Origin of the sequence: Caulobacter segnis, from assembly GCF_029543125.1 — a bacterium.
GTDB lineage: Bacteria > Pseudomonadota > Alphaproteobacteria > Caulobacterales > Caulobacteraceae > Caulobacter > Caulobacter segnis_D.
In genome coordinates this window covers 247,768-264,489 of record NZ_JARQWW010000005.1, presented here as the reverse complement: position 1 = coordinate 264,489, position 16,722 = coordinate 247,768, and the positions used below count along the sequence as shown (strand labels likewise).

Below are 16,722 nucleotides of genomic sequence, written 5' to 3'. Positions count from 1 at the left end.
CCGCCGCCGGTTGTCGCTTAGGGCTTCAGGACTTCGAGCACGGTGATGTAGCTGGCCGAGCGTTCGGCGTTCGGCACGGTGGCCGGGCCACCGCGCACGCCGGCTTCCAGCCAGTACATGCCCGGCTCGGGCCACTTCACCTTGAAGGAGCCGTCGGCCGCAGTCTTCACCTTGATCTCGTTCAGAGTGTCGCGGTAGCGGATGCCGCCCGGGACGATTTCGACTTCCAGGTCGCCGGCCGGCTTGCCGTCCAGTTGCAGCTTGAAGGTGGCTTCCTCGCCCGCGAACAGGTCGTTCGGGTGAGTGATCGGAACCAGCTCGAGGCCGTTGCCCGTCGGGGCCAGGACGGTGGTGGTCGGCGCGCCCTTGGTCACGAAGACCTCCAGGCGGCGTTGGTTCTGATTGACCCGAACCTCCGTCGCGCCCGCCGGGATTTCCGGCTGCGCGCCGCGCCAGCGCTTGGTTTCCGTGCCGACCTTGTAGGAGCCGCTCAGCATGTCGCCGGCGCTGACCACCTTGTAGGTCCCGCTCTGGGTGAGGTGAACGTCGAAGGTCGAGCGGTAGCGGCCGGTGGAGGCGTTCTCGATCTTGGCTTCCGTACCGTCCGGCGCGATGGCCTTCACGCCGTCCAGGCGCATCGGCTGGTGCTCGAAGTAGAACAGGTCGTTGGACACGGCGGCGTCCACGGTCAGCCACGGGTCATTGCCCGACAGCACGGTGGCGGAGGGCAGCATCCACATGCGGTGGGCGTGGGCCGCCATCGGGGCGGCGGCGATGATCGCGGCGGTCAGCGCCAGGCGCAGGGTGTTCTTCATGGTTCTTGGCTCCCTCAGGGTTTGGCGACGACGGAGATAGCGCCCAGCTCGGTCGAGCCCTTGGCGCTGGTGATCTTGGCGGCCTTGGGCGGCCACTGGACCGGAACCTTGATCAGTTCGCGGCCGCCGACTTCACGAGCGGCTTCCACGACCAGCATGTATTCGCCGGCGGGCAGGCCCTTGAGCGGACCTTTGGCGCCGCTGAAGGTCAGGGTGTGGCGGCCCGGCGCTCGGGTCGGGCTGGTGACGCCGTCAACCGGGAAGGACATTTCGCGGCCGGCGCGACGCCACCACTGGCGAATGTCCTTCAGCCACTTCTCGCCTTCGTTGTTCTTCAGCTTGGTGTCGTACCAGACGGCGAAGGTGCCGACCGCCGTTTGATCCGGGCGCTCCAGCCAGATGGCGGCGTAGGGGCGGTGATACTCGGCGACCGACAGGCGCGGAATCTCGACCGTCACGTTCAGGTCGGCGGCCAGGGCCGGGGTGGCCGCGAGGCTTCCGAGGGCGAGAGCGGGCAGGGCTTTCCGCATGGGCGATTACTCCGTCACGAATGAATGAACAGGATGGCGAGGACGAGGGGAATGATGATCCCCAGACCCACCATCGGCCAGGTGCTGGGCCGCGCGCCCGCGTGCATCTGCAGCAGGCACAGGCCGGTGATGCAGAAGACGAGGCAGGCGACCGCGAAGATGTCGAGGAACCACATCCAGGCCGGTCCCGTGTTCCGGCCCTTGTGCAGGTCGTTCAGATAGCTGACGACCCCGCGGGTGGTCTTTTCATACGAGATGTCGCCGGTGACGCGGTCCACGCTCAGCCAGGCGTCGCCGCCGGGACGGGTGAGGGCGACATAGACCTCGTCCTCTGACCATTCGCCTTCGCGGCCAGAGACGTCGACCTTCATGGACTTGCTGATCCAGGCAGCCACGGGGGCCTGCAGGGGCCCTTTCTCCGAAGGTGCATTCACGGCCAGGGCCGCGATCATCGCCTCGGGCAGAACCGCTTCCTTCGTCGTGACCTTCGGCTTGGCCTCGATCAGGGCGGCGTGGTTCAGGGTGATGCCGGTGGCGGCGAACAGAATCATGCCCACCAAGCAGATCGCCGAACTGATCCAGTGCCAGTTGTGCAGTTGTTTGAGCCAGAAGGAGCGGCTCTGGCTGGAGGTTTTGGCTTGGCTCATCGCGAAAGGGTGGCAGATCCAGGGGCGCCGGGCGATGCGCGGCCTAATGAGAACGATTTGCAATAACAAGCCATGCCTTGCCCTGCAAGCCATTGACGCCCGTGCGACACTTTGGGTCTACGAGGGAGACGTGCCTTGGTTCTCGGATTAGGTTGAGAAGAATGCCGCCTTCGATAGACAAGGGTTAGCTTTGAATCGGTGGTTTAGCGGTGTTTGAGAAAGTTTTTCGAACCGCGATGGGAACGCCGAAGTCGTTATCGCGTTCGCGCGAATTCGATCTCAAGCTTCACTACAGATTCATTCCGCTTTTGCTGGAATGGCGCCGCTATCGCCAATAAGTCGCCACTAAAGCGCCGTTTTGCATTGGCGGGATCGAGCGTGTGGGAAGCTCGGCCTGTCGTAGTGCAATGTCAGCCTCCCAAGCTCGAAAACTGGGAGAAGAATTCGATGCAGCTTAAGTCGAAAGGCCTGATCGCCGTCGCGATGCTCGCCGGCGCCGTCGCGGTCAGCGGTTGCGCCACCAAGAAGTACGTCAACACCCAAGTCGGTCAGGTCGAGACCCGTGTCTCCACCCATGACACGCAGATCGCCGAACTCGACCGCACCTCGCGCGAGGCGCTGGAACGGGCCACCGCTGCCGGCAAGCTGGCCGAAGGCAAGTTCGTCTATTCCATGGTCCTGTCGGACGACAGCGTGAAGTTCCCCACCGACAAGGCCGCCCTGTCGCCCGAGGCCGAGTCGCGTCTGGCCGAGTTCGCCGAAAAGCTGAAGGCTGACAACAAGAACGTGTACCTGGAGATCCAGGGCCATACCGACGCCACCGGCGCGGACGACTACAACGAAAAGCTGGGCGAAGCCCGCGCGGAAGCCGTCCGCAAGTTCCTGAACAAGAGCGGCGTGCCGCTGAACCGGATGGCCTCCATCTCGTATGGTTCGGAAGCTCCGGTCGCGCCGAACGACAACCGCGAGGGCCGCGCCCAGAACCGCCGTGTCGTGGTGGTGGTGCTCGCCTAGTTCGACGGGAGCCGTGTGACGTGAGGCGCGGCTCCCCGTGCTTTCAAGCCGCGCCCGTTGGTGGGCGCGGCTTAGCTGTTTGCGGCCAGCCGCTCCAGGGCGGGGCCGAGCATCTCAAGTTCGTCCGGAGCCAGGGTCTCTTCGATCGCGCGGTTGATCGCGTCGAGTTCCGCCCTCAGGCGATCCAGGGCGGCGCGTCCCTTGTCCGTCAGGTCGAGCGAGAGGATGCGGGGGTCCTCCTTCCTCGGCGCGCGGGTGATCAGTTCCGCGGCCATCAGGCGGGACACCATGGTCGTCACCGCCGATTCTTGCTGCTTCAAAGCCTTGGCCATCTCCCGTTGCGAAAGGCCGGGTGAGCGCTCGATTGCGAAGAGCGCCGCGCCCTGGGCCGCGCTGACGCCAGCCGCCGCCATGCCAGCTTCATCAGCCTGCTTGCGGAGCTGCTGCGCGACGGTCTGCAGCAGGTGATAGACCTGAGATTTCTCCATCTACGACACATGCCACGCCTCGCGTGTTGACGCATCCCAAAATCGCGTCATATGTGAATTCACATATGAATTCGTATGCGAAGTAATTGTCTGTTTGGTCCTGTAACCAACGACGCTGAGCGCACGAAATATCAAACCTGACCAAAGACGGGGCGGCCGTCCTCAAGCGCGTTCGGAGCGGAGCATGCTGCGGCTCCCCTGTGTTTTCAAAGCTGACTGGGGAGTTCGAGCATGGCGAAGATCGGGATAGGCGTGGACCGGCGCTGGGTGAGCGCGGGTCTGTTGGCGTTGCTAGGTGGCGGACGCGTCCATGCTCAAGTGAAGGGGCCGTCAGCCGAAGCGCTGATGACCGCCTCCTACAAGGCCGGTCGCTTCAACAGCGCCAAGTTCCAGGCCCAGCTCCAACTGACCGGGCAGGGCGCGCCGCGCGTGCGGGAGCTGAGCGGCGCCTCGCGTCCATGGTCTTCAGCCTGTTCGAGGCGCTTTTCGTGTTTCCGTTCCTGGTGCGGCTGTGGCGGCCCGGCTTCGGGTTGAAGCCTCAACAATAGGTGGTTGGGGCGAGGGCTTCGCGGCCCTCGCCACCGGTTAGTGGCGAGGCGTGCAGCTGAGCATGAGCAGCAGCGACAGCCAGAATATGCCCGAAGCGCCAAGGACGAAGAGCAGGCTCCGACGCACGGTCCAGCGTGACGAACGCCGCCGGATTTCCTGCACGATGGCGGAAGGGGTCTGGGGAATTGTCTGCAACTTCGGCTCCAGAGGGACAGGCTTCACTGTTCGCTTGCGAAGCTACCATTTGGCTGCTGATCAGGCTTCGCCTCGACCATCCCGCTAGTCGTCGAAATATCGTCGTTCGTCTAAAGTTATAGCGATCAGGCGCGCAAGGCGGGTGTCGTCGTCAGAAGGCTGCGGATGCTGCGAAGATAAGTCTTGCCCACGCGCAGCTCCTGACCGGAGGACAGGACGACGCGATAGTCGCCGTAGTTGGGCTTGCGGACCGACGCGATCCGATCGGTGCGGATCAAGGCGGAGCGCCGGATTCGAACGAAGGCCTCTGGATCCAGTCTGGCCTCCATGGTCGCCAGGGTGCCACGCAGCATGTAGGACTGCCCGCGAGCATGCAGCCGGACATAGTCGCGCTCCGCCTCGACCCAGTCCAGCTGATCCACGGGAACGCGGACGAACTCGCCGCGCCGCTGAGCCCAGAATTCGCGGGCGTATTGAGCATCGTGCTCTTCGTCGGCGGCGCTGTCGCCGCGAAGCTGGGCGACCACTTCCCGCAGCTCCGAAACCCGCCGTTCAGATGACGCCAGATGCAGGTTGCGGCGAGCGCGGGTTAGGGCGGCGTTGAGGCGATCGAACTCGACGGGTTTCAGAACATAGTCGATGGCGCTGACCTCGAAGGCGCGCGCGGCGAAGCTTTCGAATGCCGTGACGAAGATGATCTGCGGGATTTCATTCGGCTCCAGACCGTCCAGCAGATCAAAGCCGCTGAAACCCGGCATCTGGATGTCCAGCAGAACCACGTCAGGCCGAAGCTTGCGGATCAGGTCCAGGCCCTCGCGGCCGTTACGGGCCATTCCGATCAACGAGACGTCGGGCATCTGAGGGATCGCGATTTCAAGCCGGCGCAACGCCAGGGCTTCGTCATCGACCGCGATCACAGCAAGCATAGGTCTTCCAACGAGGGCAGCGCGGGTGACGCATCAGGTAGAAAGTTTGTATCTTAAATACCTGCGCAAATCTGCCGTTCGTCGAGCGCCTTCGTCGAGCATTTGCGCCGTTCGTCGCAAAACACGCCCCGTTCGGCCGTTCATCGGAGGGCGGCGCGCGGTTGGAAAGCCGCGCGCCGTCTCTCTTGGTCAGGCGTCTTCCAGCACCCGGGTCTGAGCGAGCCGGGCGTTCAGGGCGTCGAGCTGTCCCCACAGGGCGGTCGGCAGACGTGCGCCGAACTTCTCGTAGGCCGGCGGGATCAGCGCGGCCTCAGCCTGCCAGATCGTCGGATCGACAGTCAGCAGCAGGTCGAGCTGAGCCTGGGTCAGGTTGAGGCCGGACAGCTCCAGATCCTGTTGAGCGGGCAGGCGGCCGATGGGGGTGTCCACGGCGCCGGCCTGGCCTTCCAGCCGGTCGACGATCCATTTCAGGACGCGGCTGTTCTCGCCATAGCCCGGCCAGACGAACTTGCCGTTCTCGTCCTTGCGGAACCAGTTCACGAAGTAGATGCGCGGCAGCTTGGCCGGATCGGCCGAGGCCCCGACCTTCAGCCAGTGGCTGAAATAGTCGCCCATGTTGTAGCCGCAGAAGGGCAGCATGGCGAAGGGATCGCGGCGCAGTTCGCCGATGCTGTTCTCCGCCGCCGCCGTGCCTTCCGACGCGACGTTGGAGGCCAGGAACACGCCGTGCTCCCAGTCGAAGGCTTCCGTCACCAGCGGCACGGCGGAGGCGCGGCGGCCACCGAACAGGATGGCCGAGATCGGCACGCCCTTCGGGTCCTCCCACTCGCTGGCGATGACCGGGCACTGGCCGGCGGGCACGGCGAAGCGGGCGTTCGGGTGGGCGGCGGGTTCACCGGATTCCGGCGTCCAGGCGCGGCCCTTCCAATCGGTGAGGCCTTCCGGAGGCGAAGCCGTCAGGCCTTCCCACCAGACGTCGCCGTCGGCGGTGAGGGCGACGTTGGTGTAGATGCAGTTGGCGTGCAGGGTGTCGACCGCGTTGCGGTTGGTATGGACGCCCGTGCCCGGCGCCACGCCGAAGAACCCGGCTTCCGGGTTGATGGCGTAGAGGCGGCCGTCATCGCCGAACCGCATCCAACAGATGTCGTCGCCCACGGTCTCGGCCTTCCAGCCGGGGAGGGTGGGCTGCAGCATGGCCATGTTGGTCTTGCCGCAGGCGCTGGGGAACGCGGCGGCCACGTAGCGGACCTGGTTCTGCGGCGAGGTCAGCTTGAGGATCAGCATATGCTCGGCCAGCCACCCTTCGTCACGGGCCATGACCGAGGCGATGCGCAGGGCGTAGCACTTCTTCCCGAGCAGGGCATTGCCGCCGTAGCCGGAGCCGTAGGACCAGATCTCACGGCTTTCCGGGAAGTGGACGATGTACTTCTCGTCGTTGCAGGGCCACGGCACATCAGCTTGCCCTTCGGCGAGCGGTGCGCCCAGGGTGTGGACCGCCGGCACGAAGAAGCCGTCGTCGCCCAGGGCGTCCAGGGCCGGCTTGCCCATACGGGTCATGACCCGCATTGAGGCTGCCACATAGGCGCTGTCGGTGATCTCCACGCCGAGGGCGCTGATAGGCGAGCCGACCGGACCCATGGAGAAGGGGACCACATACATGGTGCGGCCGCGCATGCAGCCGTCGAACAGGCCGTTCAGCGTCTCGCGCATCTCGGCCGGGTCGCGCCAGTTGTTGGTCGGGCCGGCGTCGGCCTGATCCTGGGAGCAGATGAAGGTGCGGCTCTCGACCCGCGCCACGTCGCGCGGATCGGACGCGGCGTAGAACGAATTTGGGCGGAGGTCGGGGTTCAGGCGCTTCAGCGTGCCCAGCGCGACCAGTTGATCGGTCAGGGCGGTCCATTCCGCCTCGGAGCCATCGCACCAGTGGATCGCCTTCGGCTTGGTCAGTGCGGCGACGTCCCGCACCCACGCCAACAGGCGCGCGTGTTTCGTCGGAGGCGTGTTCGCCTCCAGCCCATGTGTCTGCATAAAAACTTCCTGCGTCTCTCTGGGCAGGACTGACGCCCGCCTTGGGCGCCAACATACCGACATGCGGCGAAGCGAAAACCATGACAGCGCTGTCTTGGCAAAAAGTCGCGCGAGATCGGGAGATTGTGGGAGCGGATCGTTCGCCTGCAGCGCGAATTCGACGCGAATCTGCTGTGTTTCAAGAGGGACGCAGTCCGACCCTTCCATCCTCGATGGGGGAAGGGCTGGGATGGGGGTGATGCGGCGGTTGGGTTCTGCGCGGCGGAGAGGCAGCATTCACCCTCAACCTCGATCCCTCTCCCATCGAGGGAGAGGGAGGCAGGCACAGCTCCGCGTTCTCTCGGACCTGAACCCGCAAGGTTGGAAGGGCGGCGGAGCGGCCTGACCTGCGTCAGGCGATGGGACTTAGGCGTGCCGGTTCGACGTAGGTCTTTCCGCTCCGCGCGATCGTGTCTGGGGGCTCCTCGAGAGGACTTACAAATCTCCGAGCAAAGGCCCTGACGGGCGGGCCTCCTCCAGCGAGGAGGTCCCGGACCGCGTGGACGCCGGGGTTCCACGCCTGCGACATCCGACGGGGCCGTAAGGCGCGCCCGCCGGAGCGCTTCCCGCTCGACCGCATCCCCGTCACAACCGGCGCTGGCCGAGCGCCCTTCCCGTGACGGAGACGGGAGAAGGTTACGGCTGGTTGGAATGGGGGCGGATAAGTTCGCTGATTTCCCCGCCCCACATCCGTCTTCCTAGGCCTGGCGCCTAAGACCCAGAGACTCCGTGGCGGCAGGATTGGCGGGGCGACAAACGCCGCACTTCACCAGGAAGCTCAGCCGTTTCTGGGCCCTAGGCACAAGGCCTAGGGTGACGGAGCTTTTTGGGAACGCGGCTGTCACCGCTAGAGGTGCGAGGGGATAGGGACGGAGCCCAGTCTCGCCCCCTCCACCGCTTCGCGGTCCCCCTCCCCCGCGGGCGGGGGAGGAGAAGCTCCCCCAGAGGGGGCGAGGGATAGAGAACCCCTACGGCTTGAAGCTCAGCTTCTGGTTGGCGACGAAGGTTTCCCATTCGGCGCGGTTGCGGAAGTCCAGGCCTCGATCCCAGGCCGAGCCCACATAGTAGGTGAAGGGCTTGCCGGGCGTGACGCGGACCAGGATCAGGTAGTTGTCGGCGTCCTCGGTGAAGCCTTCGACCGTCGCCGGGTCCACCGCGATGGCGATGCCGAGGCTGCCGTGTTCGGGATTGTTCGGCTCCCAGAACATCAGGCGGCCGTTCTTGGCGTCACGGGTGACGAAGCCCGAGCCGGCGTCATTGCGGCGCTTGGAGATGCCGATGGCGACCACCAGCTGCTCCTTGGTGTCGGAGCTGAGCGTCGAGGTCATGCGAGTGAAGTTCGAGCCCAGCGGCAGGGAGAAGTCGCGCGTCTCCCAGACCTTGCGGGCCACATCCACGGGCCAGGGGCGATAGTCGACGCTGAACTTGGCTTCGTCGCCGCCCGTCTTGTCGATCCGGTACTTGGAGAAGTTGCGGCTGGTCCACAGCTTGTTGTCGTACCAGACGCCCAGGCCGCCCGCGCCGCGGCCGCGGCCGACGTCGTAGAAGTCCAGGCCTTCACCCCGGTCCACGTGGTAGTTCGGGAACTTCAACTGGCGGTCCATGTAGGGATAGCGCACGCGCTTGGCCCACACGTCGATGCCAGAGCCCGACGGCGCCTCGCGCGATTCCAGCGCCGGACCGTAGATGCGATGCGCGACCTTGTCGTTCTCCCACAGCAGGTCGTCGAGACGATCCGGGGCGAAGCGGACCACGGCGCGCGGGGCCTGCTGGTCGGCCGGCGGCGGGGTCAGGCGCTCGATGGTTGAGGGGCGCTTCAGGCCAGCTGGGTCGTAGGCCAGGGCGGCGGTGGCCTTCATCTCGGCCTCGCGGCGGCGCTTCTCCTCCTCGCCCACCACGGTGACCGGGGCGGGGGGCGTCGGGGTGGTGGCGGCGATCACCTCGGGCGCATCTTGAGCGGGTTCGGCTTCCGGCAGGCTCCGGGTCGGGCCGTGCAGGTCCATGATCTCCAGCCCGGCGAGGATGTAGGTTCCAGAGGCGTAGAGACCGGTTTCGTCCGGCTTGGTTGAGACGGGCTGGTCGCCCGTCTTCTGCGCCGCGCCGACCAGGCCGTTCGGCAGGACGGTGCGGTTCAGCGCCGCCCAGCCTTTCTGCACATGCGGCAGGTAGGTCGCGCGATCCAGCAGGCCGTGGTTGATGCCCCAGGCCAGCGCATAGACGAAGAAGACGGAGCCGGAAGTCTCGGCTTCAGGATGCGCCTTCGGGTCCAGCAGGCTGGAGCGCCACAGGCCGTCGTCCTGCTGCAGCTTGGCGACGCGCGCCGACATCTTCTGGAAGATGTCCACGTAATAGGCGCGGTCCGGGTAGTCGGCCGGCATGGACTCCAGCCAGCGGGCGATGCCGCCCATCACCCAGCCGTTGGCGCGCGCCCAGTAGATGGGCTGGCCGTTGGCGCTGCGGCGGTCCTTGAAGCGCTCGTCGCGCAGGAACAGGCCTTCTTCCGGAACCCACAGGCGGGCGGCGGTGCGTCGCCATTCCTTGTCGGCGGCGGCGAGGTATTTGGGATCGCCGGTGATCGCCGACATCCGCGCCAGGACCGGCGGCGCCATGTAGAGGGCGTCGGCCCACCACCAGACCAGGGCCGGCGTCTCGGTGGAGCGGTTCAGGTGCGGGACTTGCCAGTCCAGGCGCTGACGCAGGGGCATCAGAACGCCTTCCTGGCGGCGACGCGAATAGAGCTCTTCGTAGAGGTCGCCGATGGTGATGTCGTCGGCGTTCAGCATGGTCGGGCCGGAACGGGCGCCGCGGACGCTGTAGTTGTAGTGCTCCGCCACGGCGGTCAGGAAGCGCAGGGTTTCCGGATCGTCCGACACGCGCGCCAGACGCGCCGCGCCGACATAGAAGGTGGCCGCCACCCAGTTGGACGACATCTGGGTCAGGTTGCTGCCGGTCGACAGGGCGATCGGCTCCCGCGCCATGGCGGCGATCTGCGAGGAGGCCACGTATTCGATCGCGGCCAGGGTCTCGGCGCGGGTGGGCAGGCGGGAGGCGTTCACGTTCAGCGCCGGGCGCGGGCGGGCCTTCAGCCAGTCCGCTTCGACGCCGGGCGGCAGGGTGGGGCCGGTCGTTTGGGCGAGGACCGGGCTGGACAGCAGCGCAGTCGTGGTCAGGGCGATGGTCAGGCCGAGACCGGCGCGGCGGGGCAGGGGCATGTATTGTTCCTCCGGCGACGCTGGGGGATGGCGTCGCATCGTCTGTTCAGCGTTCTCGACCACAGGTGGAAAGCGCCGACGGCGTCTGTCGTAGGGCGCCTGGCCGTGCCGTCAACGCCTTGGCCTTGACCATATCGTCCGCTATCGTGAGACGAAAGAACAGAATGTGGGAAACGCTTGGGGCGACGATCCGGTCGCCGTGGAAGCTGGCTTTGGGCGCTCGTCCGCCGCCGTTCCCCGATCACCGAGAGGCTGTCTATGCATCGTCGATCCCTTCTGCAACTGGGCCTGAGCGGAGCCTTGGCTTCCGCCGCGCCAGCCCTGGCCCAGACTGGCGGCCGCACCTTCCTCGCCTCCGATTTCGGCGCAACGGGTGACGGTCGGACCATCGATACGCGTGCGATCCAGGCGGCCATCGACGCCGCCGCCGCTCAGGGCGGCGGGACCGTCGTGCTGAAGCCCGGCGTGTATCTGACCGGCTCGCTGTTCGTGAAGTCGGCCGTCACCTTGCTGATCGACCGCGGGGCCACCGTGCGCGGCCTGACCGATCTTTCGGCCTATCCGACGATCCGCACCCGTGTGGCCGGGGTCGAAATGGATTGGCCGGCGGCCCTGCTGAACGTCTATCGCCAGCGCGGCGCCAAAATCACCGGCGAGGGCGTGGTGGACGGCGACGGCAAGGCGTTCTGGGACAGCTATTACGCCATGCGCCGCGACTATGACCCGCGCGGCCTGCGCTGGGCGGCGGACTATGACTGCCGCCGGCCGCGCCTGATCCACGTCTATGACTCCGACAATGTGGAGGTCTCCGGCCTCAACCTGACCCGAGCCGGGTTCTGGACGGTCCACGTCTGCTACTCGCGCGACGTAAAGGTCTCGGACCTGATCATCCGCAACAACATCGGGGGCCGGGGGCCGTCCACGGACGGCATCGACATCGACTCCTCCGAGCGAGTGCTGGTCGAGCGTTGCGACCTGTCGGTCAATGACGACGCCCTGTGCATCAAGGCCGGCCGCGATTGGGACGGCCTGCGCGTGGCGCGGCCCTGCCGTCAGGTGAAGATCAAGGACTGCGTGGTCCGCGACGCCCTGGCCGGCATGACCTTCGGCAGCGAGACCTCCGGCGGGTTCGAGGACATCGAGGTGTCCGGCCTGCGGATCGAATATCCGACGCCGCTGGGCATCTTCTTCAAGTCCGGCCACACGCGCGGCGGGGTGATCTCCAACATCCGTCTGCACGACATCTTCATGCAGGATGTCGCCACGGTCCTGCGGGTGAACCTGAACTGGTATCCGAACTACAGCTATGCGGAGATCCCCAAGGGCATCGACAATGTGCCTGATCACTGGCGCGCCCTGGCGACGCCGGTCCCTCGGGAGCAGGGCCTGCCGCGCATCCGCAATGTCCACCTGTCCAACGTCAAGGCGGTGGGCGCCAAGATCGGCTTCGAGGCCGCCGCCTATCCCGAGGCTCCGCTGAAGGACTTCACCTTCGAGCGGCTGGACTGGGACGTGCGAGAGTCCGGCTCCATCGCCAACGCCGAGAACTGGCGCTTCACCGACTGCCGCATCGACAGCCTGGACGGCAAGGCGCCCAAGGTCACCGACTCCAAGGGCGTCGTCGGCCTGCGTGGCCGCCTGGGCTAGTCCCGGACACCCGTCTCAAGCTTCCCCAGCCGACAAAGAAAAAGGCCCGGAGCAGAGGCTGCTCCGGGCCGAGTAGAAACGCTGAAGTTCAGGGGGAAGGATCAGTACTTCCAGCGCATTCCCAGCATGACCTCGCGGCCAAAGTGGCGGTAGTTCGACACCCGGTTCGTCTCGTCGACGTAACGGTCGTTGTAGGCGTCGGTCAGGTTCAGGGCTTCGACCGAGACCGTCAGGTTGTCGGTGATCTCGTAGGAAGCCGAGGCGTCCAGGTTGAACGTGCTGCGCACGCCTTCCTCGCTGTTGTTGTTGCCGCCCGGATAGGCCAGCAGATACTGGCTGCGGTAGGCGCCTGAGACGCGGGCCTGCATCGGGCCCTTCTCGTAGTACAGCGTGGTGTTGAAGGCATACTTCGACTGGCCCGTCAGGCGGTTCTTGCCATAGGCGCCGTAGTCGACCTCGGAGTCGACGTAGGTGAAGTTGCCGATGAAGCCGAAGTCCTTGCCGATGCCCGGCAGGAAGGTGAAGGGCTGCTGGTACTGCAGCTCGATGCCGTGCAGCGAGCCGCCGGCGCCGTTGACCTTGCGGGTGACTTCGAAGTCTTCATCCGGCGACGCCGGCGTGCCGACGAGCAGGTCGTCCGGCAGGCCCAGGCTGCGCCACGGCACCATTTCGGTGACGGTGGTGATGAAGCTGTCGATGTCCTTGTAGAACACGGCGGCGGCCAGCAGGCCTTCGCTCTGGAAGTACCATTCCACCGACAGGTCGAAGTTGGTCGCGCGGAACGGATCCAGCATCGGGTTGCCGTAGGACACGCGGCGCGTCGGAGTCGACAGCGAGCCGCCCGGCGTCAGGTCGCCCAGGGCCGGACGCGACATCACCTTGGCGGCGCCGAGGCGGACGACCAGGTCGTCACGCGGCTCGATGGCCACGTTGAAGGACGGCAGGATGTCGTCGTACTTGTTTTTGACGGTGACGTAGTTGGTGTCCAGGAAGCCCGAGGAGTCGATGTCGGTGCGGGCGTAGCGGACGCCGACGTTGCCGCGGACGGTCATGTCCGCGAACGTGGTGTTGAAGTCCGCCTGGGCGAACAGGCCCTTGTCGGTTTCCTCGACTTCACGGATGCCGTTATAGGTCGGCACCAGCGGAGCATTGAACTGGCCCACGACGCCGTTCAGCTTCTGGATGTCCGGAACGATGAAGCTCAGGTTCGAGCCGTTCGGGATATCCAGGCCGCCGTCGATGCTGACGACCTTGCCCACATTGCCCACGCCGACGATGCGGTCAGCGCCGGAGAGGGCCGAGACCGCCTGCTGCATGCCGAAGGTGTCGAAGCCGTAGGTGCGGTACTCACCACCGGCCTTGAAGGTGATCTCCGGCGTCAGGTCGTATTCCAGGGCGCCGGCGGCGACCTGGTTTTCGAAGTTCGCGCCGCCGGTGCTGCGGCGCCATTCGGTCAGGGTGAAGCGGTCACCCTTCGAGACGTCGAAGCCGTAGTTGATCATCGGCAGACGGTCGTCGCCGCGGAAGTCGTAGGTGAAGCCGTTCTGGTTGTTCGCGTCGAACATGTAGGCGACGTTGAACGGGGTGCGGGCTTCGGACTTGTTGGCGCCGAGCTTCAGGCGGCCGCGCAGGCGGTCGCTGAACTCGTGCTTCACGTTCAGGGAGCCCTGGTAGAAGTTGCTCTCGTCACGGGTGAAGCCGTTCTCCGAGCGGATGTCGACCATGTCGAACACGCCGTAGGAGAGGGTGTTGTTGGAGGCGTCGATAGCGTAGTCGCGGACGATGGTCTCGCGGACGCCGCCGGCGGCGCGGCTGAAGCTGATGGCTTCGATGTTCGGGCTCTCGGCTTCCTGGTTGAAGCGCGACCACAGGAAGTCGACGGCGACTTCGGTGCGCTCGGTCGGGCGCCACTGGATCGAGCTGGTCACACCCAGGCGGTCTTCATCGAAGGTGCCGAAGGTGTAGCGCGGGATCCGCGGATAGTAGGCGCGGAGCACATCGTTGCGTTGCGCAGCGGTGGTGCAGGGGATGCAGTTGGCGAAGTTGTTGCCGGCGCCGTAGGCGGCGGTCGGATCGCCGGATTGCCAGCGCGTGGTGTTGAAGCTCTCGCTGATCGGCGAACGCTCCGAATAGGCCACCGAGATCAGGGCGCCGAAGGTGCGGTCTTCGTTGGCCCAGCTCAGCAGGCCGGCCAGGCGAGGCACGGTCTTTTCGGACAGGTCGTTGTACGAGCCCTGCACCGACAGGGCCGAGGTCAGGCCGCTGCGGTTGTAGTCCAGCGGACGGGCGGTCTGCAGATCGACGGTCGCGCCCAGCGAGCCTTCCTCGATCTCGGCCGACTGCGTCTTGCGGACGGTGATGCTGTTGAACAGCTCCGAGGCGAACATCGAGAAGTCGAAGCCGCGGCTGCGGTTGCTGCCGTAGGCGGCCTGGGCTTCCAGGCCGTTGATGCGGGTGCGGGTGAAGTCGGCGCCCAGACCACGGACCGAGATCGTACGGCCCTGGCCGCCTTCGCGGTCGATGGTGACGCCCGGCAGGCGCTGGATCGACTCGGCGAGGTTCAGGTCCGGGAAGTCGGCGATGTCTTCAGCCAGGATGGTGTCGACCGCGCCAGCCTCTTCGCGCTTGATGTTCAGAGCCTGCTGCAGGCTCGAGCGGAAGCCGGTGACGACAATGTCTTCGACTTCGGTCACGCCGTCATCGCCGGTCTGGGCCGTCGAGACAGGAGCCGCGGCGTCCGTCTGCGCGAACGCAGGCGCAGCCATAAGCGCGAGAACCGACACCGAGGCGGCGCACAGAATCCGAGTTTGCGTGGAGCGTCGCATGATTTCTCTCTCTCCCCTCCGGAGCCGCATATGGCACCGGTGTCATTTTTTGATACATTGTCGCGTATGTTCGAACGCGATTGCGTTCCACTTCTTGCAACAGCTTCTCGATTTTTGCAATACGCCACGATCGGCGTTACCAAACCGTGTGTGGCAAGCATTTCCTTCAAACCCGCGGGTTTGAAGTTTTCTGTTTTTACTCAATAGTTTGTCGAAAACTGGCCGCAGTTTCCCATGCGGCCCGCTTTGCGAAACACGCTCTCGAATTACGAAACATAGGTATTCTTAGCGCTCGACCCGGAGCTATCCGGGCCGAGTCAAAGCCGGTTATCAGGCCGCTTTCGCCACTTCGACGGCATACACGTGGTTCTTGCCGTGCATGTTGGACACGAACACAACCCACTTGGCATCTGGTGTGAAGGTCAGGTTCGGCTCCAGCCGGTAGTCGTGGTTCGCCATGTCCACCAGCGGCTCCGACCGCATGTACTGCACGTCGATCAGTTCGGCCTTATCGCTGCTCGGATCGGCGTCCACCACGGCTTCCGGCCGCAGCAGCTTCAGCCATTTGGCGTTCTGCGCATGGGCGACCATGTCGGCGTCGCCGCCGTCACCCGCGAACAGGGTGCCGTCCGGCGATACGTTGTAGTGCACCGACCAGTCGTTCTGTTCGACCCGCCGCCAGACGCGCTTGCCGGTCTCCAGATCGACGGAGGCCACCCAGAACACCTGGCCGCGCGGTGTCTGCAGATCGTAGAGCACCTGCTTGCCGTCCGGGCTGAACCACTCGTGGCCGAAGATCTCGAAGTTCATGGTCCGCTCGTGGGTCTTGCGCAGACCCGAACCGTCGGCGCGAATGGCCCACATGCGGTCGACCCGGTGCCACGGACCTTCGTGGCAGAAGATGATCTGCTGCGGATCGGTGGGTGAGAACTGGGTGTGCCCGATCCACTCGTTGGTCTTGTGGATCACGCGGCGCTGGCCGGTCTTCACGTCGACGACGAAGATCTCCATCGGATAGCGCGCGGCCCAGCGCTGCAGCATCCGCACGCCCTTGGCCCGAGCGAAGTTCAACGGCTTGCCGTCAGGGCCGTTGGCCGCGTACTCGGCCTGGTCGAAGCGGCGGTTGCGGTTGTCCGTGACGGTGGGCTGCAGCGGCTGGGAGCCATAGGCCACGAAACCCAGCAGCAGGGTCTCGTCGGCGTTGACCGAGTTGATCTGGCCGTTGGGCAGCTTGCAGATGGTCCGCGTCTTCCGAGTGTCGACGTCGATCGCGTAGATCGTGCGCGGACGGTCCATCGGCTGGCCGTCGCCCGGCTCGATGACGGAATAATAGACGCTGCGGGTCTTGCGGCCGGTGAACATCAGATCGGCCTTGGCGTCGTTCACTAGGGGCTTCACCGCCCAGGTGCGCAGGTCGACCGTCGAGATGCCTTCCGGCGAGGAGATGACCATCAAGTCGCCGCCCGGCAGGAACATGTTCTTGTAGAAGTACGGCTTGCCGCCGCCGCCGTCGGGCGACACCCGGCGGATGCGATGGCCCGTCTTCTGATCAACCCATTCGGTCGGCACGGGACCCGACCAGACCGGCTGGGCCGGGAGGGGCGTCTCCTGAGTGGAAGGTGGCGCGGTGTTGGGCGCGGGCCAGCGCGGCGCTTCGCCAGGTGCGGCGGCGGGCGCTGAGGTGGTCTGCGCCTGGGCTGGGGCCGAGGCAAGGGCGGCTCCAGCGGCCGGAAGGGCCCAAAGGGCCTTGAGCGCGTCGCGGCGGGAAGTCGTCATCGGCGGTCCTCTCAATCGTACTCAGGTCGCG

Annotated in this window: 13 protein-coding genes; 3 read left to right on the top strand and 10 right to left on the bottom strand. The window is 65.7% G+C overall.

All coding sequences use genetic code 11. The features are described from left to right. Positions 1 to 17: 17 nt before the first annotated feature. The 3 genes from P7B02_RS16145 to P7B02_RS16135 are packed head-to-tail and all read right to left on the bottom strand — an operon-like array spanning position 18 to position 1,992. On the bottom strand, positions 18 to 815 hold the full coding sequence (locus tag P7B02_RS16145; RefSeq protein WP_277787377.1) for a DUF4198 domain-containing protein: 798 nt from the start codon (positions 813 to 815) through the stop codon (positions 18 to 20). A gap of 14 nt (positions 816 to 829) precedes the next feature. Beyond that, on the bottom strand, positions 830 to 1,345 hold the full coding sequence (locus tag P7B02_RS16140) for a DUF2271 domain-containing protein (protein ID WP_277787376.1): 516 nt from the start codon (positions 1,343 to 1,345) through the stop codon (positions 830 to 832). A gap of 14 nt (positions 1,346 to 1,359) precedes the next feature. Then, positions 1,360 to 1,992 carry a PepSY-associated TM helix domain-containing protein gene (locus P7B02_RS16135; RefSeq protein ID WP_431355824.1) on the bottom strand — a complete coding sequence of 211 codons (633 nt, stop codon included), beginning with the start codon at positions 1,990 to 1,992 and terminating at the stop codon, positions 1,360 to 1,362. Between the two features lie 447 nt (positions 1,993 to 2,439). Here P7B02_RS16135 and P7B02_RS16130 point away from each other — a divergent pair, with 447 nt between their 5' ends. Further along, positions 2,440 to 3,006 (top strand): OmpA family protein, encoded by a 567-nt coding sequence (locus P7B02_RS16130; RefSeq protein ID WP_277787374.1) that lies wholly within the window; start codon positions 2,440 to 2,442, stop codon positions 3,004 to 3,006. A 71-nt stretch (positions 3,007 to 3,077) separates the two neighbouring features. On the opposite strand, the gene P7B02_RS16125 is transcribed toward P7B02_RS16130, so the two are convergent. Then, positions 3,078 to 3,494: a MarR family winged helix-turn-helix transcriptional regulator gene (locus P7B02_RS16125; RefSeq protein ID WP_277787373.1), complete on the bottom strand. Its 417-nt coding sequence runs from the start codon at positions 3,492 to 3,494 to the stop codon at positions 3,078 to 3,080. 231 nt (positions 3,495 to 3,725) lie between these two features. On the opposite strand from P7B02_RS16125, the gene P7B02_RS16120 reads away from it, so the two are divergent. Next, positions 3,726 to 4,028, top strand: coding sequence for a hypothetical protein (locus tag P7B02_RS16120; RefSeq protein ID WP_277787372.1), 303 nt, complete (start codon positions 3,726 to 3,728; stop codon positions 4,026 to 4,028). 51 nt (positions 4,029 to 4,079) lie between these two features. Here P7B02_RS16120 and P7B02_RS16115 read toward each other — a convergent pair whose 3' ends face one another. The 4 genes from P7B02_RS16115 to P7B02_RS16100 form a co-directional block, all read right to left on the bottom strand. Then, on the bottom strand, positions 4,080 to 4,238 hold the full coding sequence (locus tag P7B02_RS16115; protein WP_277787371.1) for a hypothetical protein: 159 nt from the start codon (positions 4,236 to 4,238) through the stop codon (positions 4,080 to 4,082). A gap of 125 nt (positions 4,239 to 4,363) precedes the next feature. Continuing rightward, positions 4,364 to 5,164 (bottom strand): LytR/AlgR family response regulator transcription factor, encoded by an 801-nt coding sequence (locus tag P7B02_RS16110; protein ID WP_277787370.1) that lies wholly within the window; start codon positions 5,162 to 5,164, stop codon positions 4,364 to 4,366. 189 nt (positions 5,165 to 5,353) lie between these two features. Beyond that, positions 5,354 to 7,192: a phosphoenolpyruvate carboxykinase (GTP) gene (locus tag P7B02_RS16105; protein ID WP_277787369.1), complete on the bottom strand. Its 1,839-nt coding sequence runs from the start codon at positions 7,190 to 7,192 to the stop codon at positions 5,354 to 5,356. A 1,007-nt stretch (positions 7,193 to 8,199) separates the two neighbouring features. Continuing rightward, positions 8,200 to 10,443, bottom strand: coding sequence for a glycoside hydrolase family 88 protein (locus P7B02_RS16100; RefSeq protein ID WP_277787368.1), 2,244 nt, complete (start codon positions 10,441 to 10,443; stop codon positions 8,200 to 8,202). Positions 10,444 to 10,701: 258 nt separating this feature from the next. Here P7B02_RS16100 and P7B02_RS16095 point away from each other — a divergent pair, with 258 nt between their 5' ends. Next, on the top strand, positions 10,702 to 12,090 hold the full coding sequence (locus P7B02_RS16095) for a glycoside hydrolase family 28 protein (RefSeq protein ID WP_277787367.1): 1,389 nt from the start codon (positions 10,702 to 10,704) through the stop codon (positions 12,088 to 12,090). A 101-nt stretch (positions 12,091 to 12,191) separates the two neighbouring features. Here P7B02_RS16095 and P7B02_RS16090 read toward each other — a convergent pair whose 3' ends face one another. Then, on the bottom strand, positions 12,192 to 14,915 hold the full coding sequence (locus P7B02_RS16090; protein ID WP_277787366.1) for a TonB-dependent receptor: 2,724 nt from the start codon (positions 14,913 to 14,915) through the stop codon (positions 12,192 to 12,194). 330 nt (positions 14,916 to 15,245) lie between these two features. Then, the gene (locus tag P7B02_RS16085) at positions 15,246 to 16,691 is read right to left on the bottom strand and encodes an oligogalacturonate lyase family protein (RefSeq protein WP_277787365.1); all 1,446 of its coding nucleotides are present in this window, start codon (positions 16,689 to 16,691) and stop codon (positions 15,246 to 15,248) included. Positions 16,692 to 16,722: the final 31 nt, after the last annotated feature.

Bases quoted from the DNA above. Each gene is read 5' to 3' on its own strand.
- P7B02_RS16145 (WP_277787377.1), bottom strand. From the start codon at position 815: ATGAAGAACACCCTGCGCCTGGCGCTGACCGCCGCGATCATCGCCGCC.
- P7B02_RS16140 (WP_277787376.1), bottom strand. From the start codon at position 1,345: ATGCGGAAAGCCCTGCCCGCTCTCGCCCTCGGAAGCCTCGCGGCCACC.
- P7B02_RS16135 (WP_431355824.1), bottom strand. From the start codon at position 1,992: ATGAGCCAAGCCAAAACCTCCAGCCAGAGCCGCTCCTTCTGGCTCAAA.
- P7B02_RS16130 (WP_277787374.1), top strand. From the start codon at position 2,440: ATGCAGCTTAAGTCGAAAGGCCTGATCGCCGTCGCGATGCTCGCCGGC.
- P7B02_RS16125 (WP_277787373.1), bottom strand. From the start codon at position 3,494: ATGGAGAAATCTCAGGTCTATCACCTGCTGCAGACCGTCGCGCAGCAG.
- P7B02_RS16120 (WP_277787372.1), top strand. From the start codon at position 3,726: ATGGCGAAGATCGGGATAGGCGTGGACCGGCGCTGGGTGAGCGCGGGT.
- P7B02_RS16110 (WP_277787370.1), bottom strand. From the start codon at position 5,164: ATGCTTGCTGTGATCGCGGTCGATGACGAAGCCCTGGCGTTGCGCCGG.
- P7B02_RS16105 (WP_277787369.1), bottom strand. From the start codon at position 7,192: ATGCAGACACATGGGCTGGAGGCGAACACGCCTCCGACGAAACACGCG.
- P7B02_RS16100 (WP_277787368.1), bottom strand. From the start codon at position 10,443: ATGCCCCTGCCCCGCCGCGCCGGTCTCGGCCTGACCATCGCCCTGACC.
- P7B02_RS16095 (WP_277787367.1), top strand. From the start codon at position 10,702: ATGCATCGTCGATCCCTTCTGCAACTGGGCCTGAGCGGAGCCTTGGCT.
- P7B02_RS16090 (WP_277787366.1), bottom strand. From the start codon at position 14,915: ATGCGACGCTCCACGCAAACTCGGATTCTGTGCGCCGCCTCGGTGTCG.
- P7B02_RS16085 (WP_277787365.1), bottom strand. From the start codon at position 16,691: ATGACGACTTCCCGCCGCGACGCGCTCAAGGCCCTTTGGGCCCTTCCG.